The sequence below is a fragment of the Bifidobacterium pseudolongum subsp. globosum genome (genome assembly GCF_004155535.1).
Classification (GTDB): Bacteria; Actinomycetota; Actinomycetes; order Actinomycetales; family Bifidobacteriaceae; genus Bifidobacterium; species Bifidobacterium pseudolongum_C.
Genome location: NZ_RYUH01000010.1, coordinates 1 through 13,167 on the forward strand (window position 1 = coordinate 1; position 13,167 = coordinate 13,167).

13 protein-coding genes are annotated in these 13,167 nt (G+C 62.9%); 10 read left to right on the plus strand and 3 right to left on the minus strand.

The annotated features are described in order from the left end of the window. Positions 1-88: 88 nt before the first annotated feature. Positions 89-697, minus strand: a complete 609-nt coding sequence (locus PG2093B_RS04155; protein WP_207214998.1) for a nucleotidyltransferase domain-containing protein — start codon at positions 695-697, stop codon at positions 89-91. Positions 698-912: 215 nt separating this feature from the next. Here PG2093B_RS04155 and PG2093B_RS04160 point away from each other — a divergent pair, with 215 nt between their 5' ends. Both PG2093B_RS04160 and PG2093B_RS04165 read left to right on the plus strand, forming a co-directional pair. Continuing rightward, a complete protein-coding gene (locus PG2093B_RS04160; RefSeq protein WP_129897431.1) occupies positions 913-1,290 on the plus strand; it encodes a transcriptional regulator in 378 nt (125 codons plus the stop codon). Positions 1,291-1,418: 128 nt separating this feature from the next. Continuing rightward, entirely contained in the window at positions 1,419-2,012 is a 594-nt protein-coding gene (locus PG2093B_RS04165) for a M23 family metallopeptidase (protein WP_165369704.1), read from the plus strand. A gap of 3 nt (positions 2,013-2,015) precedes the next feature. On the opposite strand, the gene PG2093B_RS04170 is transcribed toward PG2093B_RS04165, so the two are convergent. Then, positions 2,016-3,467: a hypothetical protein gene (locus PG2093B_RS04170; RefSeq protein ID WP_129897433.1), complete on the minus strand. Its 1,452-nt coding sequence runs from the start codon at positions 3,465-3,467 to the stop codon at positions 2,016-2,018. A 175-nt stretch (positions 3,468-3,642) separates the two neighbouring features. Next, the gene (locus PG2093B_RS04175) at positions 3,643-4,863 is read right to left on the minus strand and encodes an NADP-dependent isocitrate dehydrogenase (protein ID WP_129897434.1); all 1,221 of its coding nucleotides are present in this window, start codon (positions 4,861-4,863) and stop codon (positions 3,643-3,645) included. A gap of 147 nt (positions 4,864-5,010) precedes the next feature. Between PG2093B_RS04175 and PG2093B_RS04180 the strand changes: the two genes are divergently transcribed. From PG2093B_RS04180 to frr, 8 genes are all read left to right on the plus strand, one after another. Beyond that, a complete protein-coding gene (locus tag PG2093B_RS04180; RefSeq protein ID WP_039171753.1) occupies positions 5,011-6,132 on the plus strand; it encodes a GuaB3 family IMP dehydrogenase-related protein in 1,122 nt (373 codons plus the stop codon). A 309-nt stretch (positions 6,133-6,441) separates the two neighbouring features. Beyond that, the gene (locus tag PG2093B_RS04185) at positions 6,442-6,954 is read left to right on the plus strand and encodes a hypothetical protein (RefSeq protein ID WP_022857458.1); all 513 of its coding nucleotides are present in this window, start codon (positions 6,442-6,444) and stop codon (positions 6,952-6,954) included. A gap of 37 nt (positions 6,955-6,991) precedes the next feature. Beyond that, entirely contained in the window at positions 6,992-9,034 is a 2,043-nt protein-coding gene (locus PG2093B_RS04190) for an AMP-dependent synthetase/ligase (RefSeq protein WP_129897435.1), read from the plus strand. Between the two features lie 4 nt (positions 9,035-9,038). Further along, a complete protein-coding gene (locus PG2093B_RS04195; protein WP_026643020.1) occupies positions 9,039-9,524 on the plus strand; it encodes a peptide deformylase in 486 nt (161 codons plus the stop codon). A 249-nt stretch (positions 9,525-9,773) separates the two neighbouring features. Beyond that, positions 9,774-10,688 carry a 30S ribosomal protein S2 gene (gene rpsB / locus PG2093B_RS04200; RefSeq protein ID WP_022857460.1) on the plus strand — a complete coding sequence of 305 codons (915 nt, stop codon included), beginning with the start codon at positions 9,774-9,776 and terminating at the stop codon, positions 10,686-10,688. 72 nt (positions 10,689-10,760) lie between these two features. Next, positions 10,761-11,621, plus strand: a complete 861-nt coding sequence (gene tsf, locus PG2093B_RS04205) for a translation elongation factor Ts (RefSeq protein ID WP_022857461.1) — start codon at positions 10,761-10,763, stop codon at positions 11,619-11,621. Positions 11,622-11,813: 192 nt separating this feature from the next. Beyond that, positions 11,814-12,560 carry a UMP kinase gene (gene pyrH, locus PG2093B_RS04210; RefSeq protein ID WP_026643021.1) on the plus strand — a complete coding sequence of 249 codons (747 nt, stop codon included), beginning with the start codon at positions 11,814-11,816 and terminating at the stop codon, positions 12,558-12,560. Positions 12,561-12,602: 42 nt separating this feature from the next. After that, the gene (gene frr / locus PG2093B_RS04215; RefSeq protein WP_095507706.1) at positions 12,603-13,157 is read left to right on the plus strand and encodes a ribosome recycling factor; all 555 of its coding nucleotides are present in this window, start codon (positions 12,603-12,605) and stop codon (positions 13,155-13,157) included. The last annotated feature ends 10 nt before the right edge of the window (positions 13,158-13,167 follow it).

Genomic DNA, 13,167 nt, shown 5'->3' on the forward strand with positions numbered 1-13,167 from the left:
GGGAATCATTTCGGACACACGAAATGGCCAGGCGCCATAATGACCGGACACATCATGAACACCCCGACACGCCAATCGGCAGAAGGCTTCAGCTCAGATTAGAGACACATCTTTTGGCGTATAACCCGAGGAATGCGGCCACACGGTGATTGACACTCACCAGGTCTCCACGGGAGGCAGCTTTATGGATCTGCGCGTCGTATGCCGGCAGTGCGCCGTGGAGCAAGGGCATGTTGGCGTGGATGATCGCGTCGCGCAGCGCGTCCGGGTATGGCACGTCGAAGCGCCGTTGGAGGGCCTCGAGGCGGCTGTGGCGGTCGAACACCACCTTGCAAGTGCGTAGGTTGTGCCACATGCACGTTGTATAGCCCAGTGAGGCCTCGTGCCCTTCGACCACGCGGCGCACGTCGGCCGCGAACCCATCCAGGTCGCGGTGCAGCAGGTCCAGATCCACACCGTCGCGGAACGTGCAGTTGTCTTCGTACTCCCAGTAGTGGTTGCCGATCTCCATGACCGTGCAATAGCGGGCGAGCAATGTCCTGCGCACCTCTTCGTCAATCGGTGCGGTGCAGTAGAGATACACGTCGTAGTCGGAACGGGCGTCGTGTAGGCCCGATGCCCGTGATCCGCCGAGTGCGATCGCCTCGACTTGTGGCAGTTCCTGAAGCTGGGCGAACAGTTGGTGTGCGAGGTCCATGATGGCTCCTTTGCGTTGTGGCAGATGCAGGTTGCGCCTCCATGCGCGTACCGCAAGCTCCAACATATCAATACTTTCCGAAAGAAAGAAAATGAGGCCACAAAGTGGACAATCAATCTTGCGTATGATGGCCGAAGAACAATCATGCGATATGGCGTGCGCCGGCAGTGTCGTCGTCCTGCCACGCGTGCGGCCTATGTAGGAAAGAGGTGCGTATGAGTGCCAATGGCATCGACAGGAAGGCGCTTGAGCAGCTCCACGCCGAATCCATGGAAGAACAGGTCTCCTATTACCGGCGCCCGTTCATGGTGCTGTGGGCAGCGGTGCAGGAAGCATCGGTGGAACTCGAAGAGGACTACGGCATGTCGGCCGAAGTCGCGCAGGTATGGGTCGCCGAACAGCTGCGGCAAGTGGCCGATTCGCTCGTCGACCGCCTCGCGGAGAAAGCCGTTGCGCACGGGGTCAGCAAATCCAACGTGGCGCGCGCCGCAGGAGCCGACCCCACAAACGCACTGCGCCGCTTCCCGCGCCTCACCAGTGACGTGCCACGCGAACGGCTCCTCATCGACGATGTACTGGACGCCTTGGAATAGCACGCACACCGAATCCGACACGCCGATGCCGGACCGTCCGACCACATTGCCCCTCCCGCATTGGCACACGGATGCGTGACGGTGCATACTGTGCCCATCCACGGCATCGGCACAGAAAGGACGAGACCATGACACCGAAATCAAGAGAAGAGCACATCGCGCGCATCCGCAGAAGGCGGAGGCTGATCCGCGCGGGAATCGCGCACCGCGAAGGAATGATGCGCCGTGCCGCAGCATTCGCGCTCTGCAGTGCGCTGATGGCGGCCTGTCCGTGGGGGAAGGCCGCCATCAGCGCACAGGCGGGCGAATCGTGTACAGCCGGCATGGTGATGCCGGTGCAAGGCAGTGAGATTATCGCACGGTTCGACGGGCCGTACCAAGCGTGGATGGCCGGGCACCGCGGCATCGACATCCGCGCACAGAAAGGGGATGAGCTCGTCGCGCCCGCCACCGGCATCATCAGCCACGCAGGCACCGTCGCCGGCAAATCGACGGTGAGCATCCGCGTACGGTCATTCACACTCACATTCGAACCGGCGCAGACTGCACTGCCAGTCGGCACGCCGGTACTGCGCGGCAAACCGTTCGCCAAAGTCGCCGGCGGCAGCGACCACTGCGACGATGCATGCGTGCATTGGGGCATCAAGCTGGGCAAAGGAGCCTATGAAGACCCCGAGCGATGGCTCACCCCACAATCGATCCGGCTTGTACCCGTGGCGTAAGGATCACAGTCCGGCTTCGGCGAGCGTGATGTACCCCGGGTCGATGAGCTCGGTCTTCATATTACCCGCGCTCACCGAGAGCAACGGCAGGCTCATCGTCGGCACGTTCTGGCCATAGAGGTCCTGCACACTGACGAAGTCCAGACCGTCAAGGGAATCACCTTGGGCGAAGGCCGCACAGATCCGCGCAAGGTCGGCGGCGCTCGCGACGCGGTCGACGAGGCCGGTCGCCCATTGCTTGCCGTTCACGATGTTGGGCATGGCGCTGATATACGCGCCGAAGCCGGTGACGATGGGCCAGCGGTTCTGCGCCTTCTGGTTCTCCTGACGCACCTCTTCGGGCGTGCTGAGCGAGGGGGCGCGCTTGGGGTCGGGCACGCGGTTTTTCTGCAGGTCCTGCCTGCCCGCGATGTTGCCGACGATGTCGCCGATGGTGATCGACGGGTTGACGTCGGCGGCGGACCCGGTGTACTTGAGTGCGGTGAGGCCCTTGACCACGCCGTTGGCCACATAATCGTTCATCGCGATCACGCCGTCGATGCGCACGTGCCCTTGGCCATTGGCCGGCCGGCCCAGCCGTTGCCGGAACTCCGTCTCGATGCTGTCGGCATCGGTGGCCTTGATGGTCACGTCACGCCAATCCTGCACCGTCGTGGATGCGGTCGTCCTCATCGACGGGCTGAGCACCACGCCCGAGCGGAAATACGGCCCAATGACCTCCCATACCCCACTGAACGCCTCGCGTGCGAATGCCTCGTCGAGCTGCGGATAGTCGGAGTCCGCGTCATAAGGCAGCAGGATCTCGATGTACTTGGGGTTGTACCGGCTTGCGCTGTCCAACTGCAGTTTGCTGACGAGTTGGCGCGCCTGCAGGCGCCCTATCTCGCGGGCCGAGCACAGGCTCACAAAGGCGTCCGGGGTGAACCCTGGCAGGGGGGTGGCAATCACCACAACGTGCATGCCCGCCTTCTTCGCCAATCCGAGCGCGCGTGTCATGCGGCTGAGGGATTCATCCAACGATTCATCAGTGGCGTTTTCTTCGCTGAGTGATTGTGTGACGTAGTCGCCGTAGCGTTTCACCGTGTCGGTCATCGGTGCGGCCGGGGCGACAACGAGCGTCGTGGACTGCGCTTCGGGGTCGGCGCTTGAGCCGTCCGTGGAGCCGTCGAGCGCATCGACGACATAATCCTGAATGCGGTGGCTTTGCCGTTCCAAGTCGGAATCGGCGTGGGTCTGCACATGGTCCGCCTCGAACCCGCGGTCCTCAAGCGAATCCTTGGTGGCGTCGGCGAAGTCATGCCAGGAATTGAGCGGCACATCCTGCGAGACGGTGAATCCGTCGTTCGGCAGGAACAGCGCCACCGACCCCGTGAGCCTTGTCTCTCCGGCCACGGTTGTGGTGCTCGTGGGGGCGGGGCTGGCTCCCGACCCGCAGGCGGCGAGCGGCAACGCCATGCATAGGCATGCCGTTGCCGCCAAGAGTCGTCGTGCCGTTGAGCTGCTGTGGATACCCACCATACAACCGCCTTGTCAAGTCGAACGTGTGCATGTGCACCGCCGATTGTACCCGACATATGGCATAGGGCCCGCCTCCCCTCATGGTCGGCGGGCCCTATGGGTCGGGATTGCGTCAGCGTTCCTGCAGCGCGCGGCGCAGGTTCGTGTCGAGCGCGTCCATGAATCCCTCCGTATCGAGCCACTCGTGGTCGGGGTCGATGAGCATCGCGAGGTCCTTGGTCATCTGGCCGCCTTCCACGGTCGAGATGATGGTCTGCTCAAGGGTTTCGGCGAAGTCGGCCACCGCTGGGGTGCCGTCGAGCTTCGCACGGTGCTTGAGGCCGCCGGTCCACGCGTAGATCGAGGCGATCGGGTTCGTCGAGGTCTTTTCGCCCTTCTGCCAACGGCGATAATGGCGCGTCACCGTGCCGTGTGCGGCCTCGGCCTCGACCGTCTGGCCGTCCGGCGTCATCAGCACAGAGGTCATCAGGCCGAGCGATCCGAAGCCTTGGGCCACGGTGTCGGACTGCACATCGCCGTCGTAGTTCTTGCATGCCCACACATAACCGCCGTGCCACTTGAGCGAGCTGGCCACCATGTCGTCGATCAGGCGGTGCTCGTACGTCAGGCCCTCCTGCTCGAAACGCGTCCTGTATTCGGTGTCGAACACCTCGGCGAAGATGTCCTTGAACTCGCCGTCGTATGCCTTGAGGATCGTGTTCTTCGTGGACAGGTACACGGGGTAGCCGCGCATGAGGCCGTAGTTGAAGCATGCGCGCGCGAATCCGCGGATCGACTCATCGAGGTTGTACTGCACTTGTGCCACGCCGCTGCCGGGGTAGTCGAACACGAGGTGCTCGATCGGCGCCGAGCCATCCTCGGGCGTGAACGTGACGGTGAGCGAACCGGGGCCAGGCACCTTGAAATCGGTCGCCTTGTACTGGTCGCCGAAGGCGTGGCGGGCCACCACGATCGGCTTGGTCCATCCCGGCACCAGGCGTGGGATGTTCGAGATCACGATCGGTTCGCGGAAGATCGTGCCGCCCAGGATGTTGCGGATGGTGCCGTTGGGGGATTTCCACATCTTCTTGAGGCCGAACTCCTCGACGCGCGCTTCGTCCGGGGTGATCGTGGCGCATTTGACGCCCACATGCTCGCGCTTGATGGCCTCAGCCGCGTCGATCGTCACTTGGTCGTCGGTGGCGTCGCGGTTTTCGATGCCCAGATCGTAATAGTCAAGATTCACGTCCAGATACGGCAGGATCAGTCGGTCCTTGATGTCTTTCCAGATGACGCGGGTCATCTCGTCGCCGTCGAGTTCGACGATGGTTCCTTCGACCTTGATTTTGGCCATGGGCTGCTTTCCTCCATGAGTGCTGATGCGTCCAACAGATTCCCCATATGCATAACGCATCCATGTTTCCGGTCGTGCACAATGTCCAAAAACACGTGGTGCACCGTGGCCCGCGCCGTGTCACGGCGGGGCATTAGCCTTGGAGCCATGTCTCAGGAAATTGAAATCGGCCTCGGAAAAAAAGGCCGCATCGCATACGGGCTCGACGACATCTCGATTGTGCCGTCGCGCCGTACGCGCGACCCACAGGATGTGTCGACCGCGTGGCAGGTGGACGCCTACGAATTCGACATCCCGGTGATCGGAGCGCCGATGGATTCGGTCACCAGCCCGAGCACGGCGATTGCGATGGGCAAGCTCGGCACGCTCGGCGTGCTCGACCTTGAGGGCTTGTGGACCCGTTACGACGACCCCGAGCCGATCCTGACCAAAATCGCCGAACTGCCGATCGACGAGGCCACCGCGTACATGCAGCAGGCATATGCCGAGCCGATCAAACCGGAGCTCATCGCAGCGCGCCTGCACGAGATCCGCGACGCCGGCGTCACCGTCGCCGGCTCGCTTTCGCCGCAGCGCACCCAGCAGTACTATTCGACCGTGCTCAACGCGGGCGTGGATTTGTTCGTGATCCGCGGCACGTCCGTCTCCGCCGAACACGTCTCCACCGACCATGAGCCGCTCAATCTGAAGAAGTTCATCTACGACCTCGACGTGCCCGTCATCGTCGGCGGCGCCGCCAACTACACCGCCGCGCTGCACCTCATGCGCGCCGGTGCGGCGGGTGTGCTCGTGGGCTTCGGCGGAGCGGCCGTCTCCGCCAATCGCAACACGATCGGCGTGCACGTGCCGCTCGCTACCGCCATCTCCGACGTGGCCGAAGCGCGCCGTGATTACATGGACGAATCCGGGGGTCGCTACGTGCAGGTCATCGCCGACGGCGGCATGGGCGATTCCGGCAGTTTCGTGACTGCGTTGGCCATGGGCGCCGACGCCGCGATGCTCGGCGCCCCGCTCGCCCGCGCCACAGAGGCGCCAGGGCACGGCACCCACTGGGGCGCCGAAGCGCGCCACGCAAGCCTGCCGCGCGGCATGCGCACGAACGTGGGCACCGTCGGCACACTCGAGGAAATCCTCTATGGACCGAGCCATCTGGCCGACGGCAAGACGAATTTCATCGGTGCGCTGCGCCGCGCCATGGCGTCGACGGGATATGTCGACGTGAAGAACTTCCAGCGTTGTGATGTGGTGGTGACGCCGACCGGACAGTGACCGGGTCTTCCTGCGCATTGGACCGTGTGGGCCGCCGTCCCCTATGGGATGGCGGCCCACACGCGTATATGCGGCGGGGACGAACCGGGGCGTGTAGCAGGTATATATATCGAAATTGTGAAACATTGGATATTCATACTATACATTTTCTTTAATAAACAATATGTGTAGAAAATAGGAATAATTTGTAAAGCTTATTGTATTCCTCCTATTGGCGCAGTCTGTGGTTGCAATAATTGGGCACGGTTGGGCGTAATGCGACCCGACCGGTCCAAGGCGATATGCCACCACAAACAGCAAAGGAGGATAATGACCGAACAGAAGATAGAGGAACTCGAACCGGTCACCCCGTTCATGATGCGAAGGCCGGAGACGCTGCCGTCGTTCGACGGCGTGATTCCACTGCAATCGTCTTCGGAGCCCGCGCGCTACCGTGTTGTATCGTGTCTGTCGCGTACATTCAACGCGGAACAAGTCCACGAACTCGTCATGCACGTGTGCCGTGTGACCTGCGTGGCCGTCGAGATCCTGCGCAGGCGCCAGCCGAGCCGAATCCTCGCGAAATTCGCGGAGCCGGAATGCATCGAACGGCTCGAATACATGCGTTCGCTGCTTTCCGACTACATGGAGGAACTCGCAGTGCTGCACAAGCGGCACATCTACCCGCCAGTTGAGTTCGTCTGGCTCAACGGGGTATTGACGAGCGAATGCAAGCTCGACATCTCGTTGGGCATGCGCGTCGGCGCGCAGACCCATGTGGGAGGCTTGGTGTTCGAGCGCAAACGGGGCCGTTGGATCTGCATGATGGTGGATATCGGCTGACGGCGAGCGTACGGGCGTGTGGGTTATAGTGGAATGCATGCTCAGGGAATATGGACTCGACAACATCTATGTCACCACTCAGAATGACACCGTCTATGCATTGCTTTCGGACCGCGCGTTGGCGGATCCGGACGATCTGATAGCGCAGTGGAAGGATGAGCGCACACGGCAATGGAACGACGTGTACGCCGGTGAGATGTTGGCGCAGGTGCGCAGCGTGGCCAAAGGACTCATGGCGCTTGGCGCGAAGCAGGGGAGCACCGTGGTGATTTACTCCGCCACATGCTATGAATGGGGCGTGCTCGACTTCGCCTGTGCGGCCATCGGCGCGGTCTCCGTGCCGATCTATGAGACCGATTCCATGAAACAGGCTTCCTCGATCGTGCATGAGGTGCACCCCTCGATCGCCTTCGGCGGCGATGAGGCGCACACCCAGACGCTCGAGGCGATCGCCGAGGTTGAAGACGTGCTCGCGCACGTCTTCAACCTGAACAACGGCGCGCTTGAGGCGTTGATCAATCTGGGTGAGGCCGTCGGTGACGATGCACTCGATGAGGCGATCGCGCGCGTGCGCGCCGACGACCTGCTCACCATCGTCTACACATCCGGTTCCACTGGGGCCCCCAAGGGTGCCATGCTCTCCAACCGCAACTTCACGCACATCGTCAAGAACGGCTACGAAGTGCTTCCCGAGATGCTCTATGAGCCAAGCCGCCTGCTGCTGTTCCTGCCCCTCGCGCATTGCTTCGCGCGCTACATCCAATACACGGCCATCGGCGGCCACGGCGTCGTGGGCTATGTGCCCGGCGCCAAGCACCTGCTCGCCGATCTGCGCGGGTTCAAACCCACCTATCTGCTCGGCGTGCCGCGCGTGTTCGAAAAGGTGTTCAACGCGGCCTCGCAGAAAGCCGGCGCCGGATTGCGCGGGCGCATCTTCGCGAATGCGGTCAAGCATTTCGAGGACTGGTCCAAGATGGAAAGCGAGCACAAGCACCCATCACTGGCCATGCGCATGAAGCATTCGTTCTACATGAGCACGGTCGCCACATCGTTCCGCTCCGCGCTCGGGCCGAACCTGCGTTACCTCGCGTGCGGCGGCGCTCCGATCAACACCGACCTCGTGCACTTCTTCAACGGCATGGACGACATCACGTTCATCCAAGGCTACGGCATGACCGAAACGGCCGCGCCGATGATGGTGAATTGGCAGAAGGCCAACCGCCCCGGCTCCGTGGGGCGCCCCGGCCCGGGTATGGCGGTGCGCACCGCCGAAGACGGGGAGATTGAAGTCAAGGGCCCCAACGTGTTCCTGGGGTACTACAAGAACCGCGAGAAGACCGACGAGGTGCTCGAGCCGAGCGGCTGGCTGCACACCGGCGACCTCGGGTACATCGACGACGATGGGTTCCTCTATATCACCGGGCGCAAGAAAGACATCATCATCACCGCCGGCGGCAAGAACGTCTCGCCGGCGCCGATGGAGAACGCGATCAACGAATGCCCGATCGTGGCGCACACGGTCGTGGTCGGCGACAACAAGCCATTCATCGGCGCGCTGGTCACGCTCGACCCGGAGATGATCGGCAGCTGGCTCGCCGAGCGCGGGCTGGACCCCCACATGCCCCTTGAGGACGTGTCGCACAGTGACGCCGTGCATGCGTACATCCAGCAATACGTGGACCAGGCCAACGCCAATGTGTCGCGCGCGGAATCGGTGCGCAAGTTCATCGTGCTGCCGCAGGACTTCAGCGTCGAGGAAGGCACGATGACCGCCAGCATGAAAGTGGTCCGGCCGAAAGTGCTCGCCGCATACGCCGAGGTCATCGAGGGTGAGCTGTACGCTCCTGTCCCGTCGAACCGTCCTGTGCCCGTGAGCATGCAGATCCTGGAAAGCACCACGGAGACCGTCAAGCGGGCGGGTGAATCGATGCGCCACGCCTCTGAGAACGTCTCGCCGCGCGTGCGCCAGGCGATCGACACCGTGCAGGAGCGTCTCGGCGAATGGCAGCAGGACCATGCCGAGACCGCGGAAGACGCATCGGCGGCCAAGGAGCCGCCAAACCAAGAAGAGGAGAGGTAATACCGTGGCAATCCGAGACATACGAGTGGTTCCTGACCCCGTGCTGCGCACGCCGTGCGACCCGATCACCGACATCACGCCGGCCATCCGGCGTCTTGTGGACGACCTGCTCGACACGGTGAACGACCCGGGCCGTGCAGGCGTCTCCGCGAACCAGATCGGCGTAAGCCTGCGTGCGTTCTCCTACAACATCGACGGCACGATCGGATACATCCTCAACCCGGTGCTGGAAGAGACGAGCGGCGAGCAGTACGGTGACGAAGGCTGCCTGTCGCTTCCCGGCTTGTGGTATAAGACGCCGCGCGCGGATTATGCGCGTGTGCGAGGCATCGACCTGGACGGCAACGAGGTCGTGCTCGAAGGCTCCGGGCTCATGGGCCGCATGCTGCAGCACGAGACCGACCATCTTGACGGGCACCTGTACATCGACCGTCTTGAGAAGGACGAACGCCGTGCGGCGATGCGCCGCATGCGCAGCCTGAACGCCTGAGGGCATACCCGCCAAGGCCCGCACCACGCCCATGCCGCGTGGTGCGGGCCTCATGCTACCATGTGCAGTTGGTGCGCCAACCGGCGCCCACCGCGTTCGCGAGCGGTGGCGCCACCCCAATATCGTCAACCGGCGTGCCGCCAAATTCGCGCCATGTACGCGAAGGCCCGTGTCGGTCGGTCATCGCACACGATGACTGCACGCGGGAACGCATGGCCAGGCAATAACCGACAGGAAGGTAGTAATACCATGGCTCAGATTACGATGAGCGAAATGCTGAAGGCCGGTCTCCAGTTCGGCCACCAGACCCGCCGCTGGAACCCGAAGATGAAGCAGTACATCCTCACCCAGCGCAACGGCATCTACATCATCGACCTCTTCAAGACGCTCGACCTGATCGACGTCGCCTACGACTTCATCAAGACCACCGTGGCCCACGGCGGCACCGTGCTGTTCGTCGGCACCAAGAAGCAGGCCCAGGAGGCCATCAAGACCCAGGCCACCCGTGTGAACATGCCTTACGTGTGCGAGCGTTGGCTCGGCGGCATGCTCACCAACTTCCAGACCGTCTCCAAGCGCGTCACCCGTCTCAAGGAACTCGAGGAGATGGACTTCTCCGACGTGCACGGCTCCGGCCTGACCAAGAAGGAGCTCCTGCTCCTTGAGCGTGAGAAGGACAAGCTGGAGAAGCAGCTTGGCGGCATTCGCAACATGAACCGCACACCGTCCGCGATGTTCGTCGTCGACGTCAACAAGGAAGCACTGGCTGTCGAGGAAGCCCACAAGCTGGGCATTCCGGTTGTCGCGATCATCGACACCAACTCCGATCCGGACGTCGTCGAATACCCGATTCCGGCCAACGATGACGCCATCCGCGGCATCGAACTGCTCACCACGCTGTTTGCCGACGCCGTCGCCGATGGTCTGCTGGAGCGCTCCGGCAAGTCCACCAAGGCCGAAGGTGAATCCGATGCGCAGCCGATGGCCGCCTGGGAGAAGGAACTGCTCGAGAACGACGAGAAGACCACCCTGCGTGAAGACGCCGTGGTCACCGAGAACGCCGTCCTCAAGGCCGACGAGAAGGAAGGCGCTTCGTCCGAAGCGGCCCGCGCCGACGCGCAGTTTGAGGAATCCGAAGCGAAGCAGGACGAAGAGTCCAAGTGACGTTTCCCGGTGGCGCGCAAGGCGCGCCACCGCTTCCAATCGTTACACCATTCATCAATCAAGGAGATATCAATGGCAGCCATTACCGCAGCATTGATCAAGCAGGTCCGTGAAGAGACCGGCGCAGGCATGATGGACGTCAAGAAGGCGCTCACCGAAGCCGAAGGCGACGTCGCCCGCGCAAAGGAAATCATCCGCGCCAAGGGCATTCAGGCCGCCGGCAAGCGTGAAGGCCGCAAGGCCCAGGAAGGCACGATCGCCTCCACCGTCGTCGACTCGGCCAACGGCCAGACCGGCTATGCCGTCGAGCTCAACTCGGAGACCGACTTCGTGGCCAAGACCCCGAAGTTCGTCGACTTCGCCGACACCGTGCTCGCCGCGGCCGTCAAGGTCAACGCCAACGGCATCGACGATGTGCTCGCCGCCCCGAGCGACGAAGGCACCGTCAAGGAATCCGTCGAAGAAGCCGCCGCGCTGTTCGGCGAGCATGTCAAGATCGGCCAGTTCGCCAAGATCGAAGGCCCGCGCGTCGAGATCTACGCGCACAAGAAGTCCGCAGAGATGCCGCCGAGCATCGTCGCGATGATCGCCACCGATGAGGCCGGCGCAGCCGTGGCCCATGAGGCGGCCCTGCAGATTTCCGCCATGGGCGCCCAGTGGCTGTCGCGCGAGGACGTGCCGGAGGACATCGTGGAATCCGAGCGCCGCGTCGCCACCGAGAAGTCCCTCGCCGAGGGCAAGCCGGAGAAGATCGTCCCGAAGATCGTCGAAGGCCGCCTCAACGCGTTCTTCAAGGAGAACGTGCTGCTCGAGCAGGCCTATGTCAAGGATCCGTCCAAGACGATCGGCGACCTGTTCAAGGAAGTCGGCGGCCAAGCTCTGGCCTTCGCCCGCCTCGAGGTCGGCAAGGGCCCGGAGGCCGACGCCGAGTGACTTTGACGGCATAGCCCACGCCGGGCATGCCGCACACTGTCGTGACGGGGTTGTCGACGCATGCGAGCCATGCGCCGACAACCCCGTTTTCGTATGCGTCCCGTGGTGTCGCGCGTCATGGGGGCGGTGTCGCACCGGGCCGATACGCTAAACAACGGTAAGACATGAGATACATGTGCAGAAAGGTGCGGCATGGCACTTGACAACACCGAGGACAAACCTCGTAGAGTATTGCTCAAACTGTCCGGCGAGGCATTCGGCGGTGGCCATGTGGGGGTGGACACCGGCGTGGTCCGCCGCATCGCTTCGGAAATCGTACCGGCGGTCGCCCAAGGGGTGCAGGTCGCGATCGTGACCGGCGGTGGCAACTTCTTCCGCGGTGCGGAACTGCAGCAGGCGGGCATCGACCGCTCGCGCGGCGACTACATGGGCATGCTTGGCACCGTCATGAACTGCTTGGCGTTGCAGGACTTCCTCGAGCAGGAAGGGCAGGCCACCCGCGTGCAGACCGCGATCACGATGGGGCAGGTCGCCGAGCCGTACATTCCGCTGAAGGCCATCCGCCACTTGGAAAAGGGCCGCGTGGTCATTTTCGGCGCCGGTGCCGGCATGCCGTATTTCTCGACCGACACGGTGTCGATCCAGCGTGCCCTCGAAATCCATTGCGACGAAGTGCTCATGGGCAAGAACGGCGTGGACGGCGTGTACACCGCCGACCCTCGCAAGGACCCGCAGGCCAAGCGTTTCTCCGCGTTGAGCTACAAGCGCGCCCTGGTTGACAACCTTGCGGTCATGGACGCTTCGGCCATGGCCATGGCGCGCGACAACAACCAGAGCATCCGCGTCTTCGGACTCGAGGAACCGGGCAACGTCACGGGAGCCCTCTTGGGCGAATCCATTGGTACGCTGGTGTCCAATGGAGAATCGCACCTCGCCTGACGGCGGGCGGGCACGACCAATTCCATATCAAAGGAGAACAACATGGCAAATCTTGTGGACCAGGCCAAGGGCCAGATGGAGAAGTCCATCGAATCGACCAAGGAGAACTTCGCGGGCATCCGCACGGGCCGCGCGAACCCGGCTCTGCTCAACGGCATCACCGTCGAGTATTACGGCGCCCCGACCCCGCTGAAGGCCGTGGCGACGATCGGTGTGCCGGAGCCGCGCACGCTTTCGGTGACACCGTTCGACCCCTCGCAGGCGAACGCGGTGGAAAAGGCGCTGCGTGACTCCGACCTGGGCGCAAGCCCGCGCCGCAATGGCGCGCAGATCCTGCTCACCATGCCCGAACTGACCGAGGACCGCCGCAAGGAATACGTCAAGCTCGCCAAGACCAAGGCGGAGGATGGCAAGGTCGCGGTGCGCAACATCCGCCGCAAGGCCAAGGAATCCATCGATAAGGCCGTCAAGGACGGCGAGATGGGAGAGGATGAGGGCGAGCGCCTGCTCAAGGACCTCGACAAGGTGACCAAGCAGGTCACCGACCAGCTGGATGCGCTGCTCGACAGCAAGCAGAAGGAGATCATGGAGGTGTGACCTCCCCATG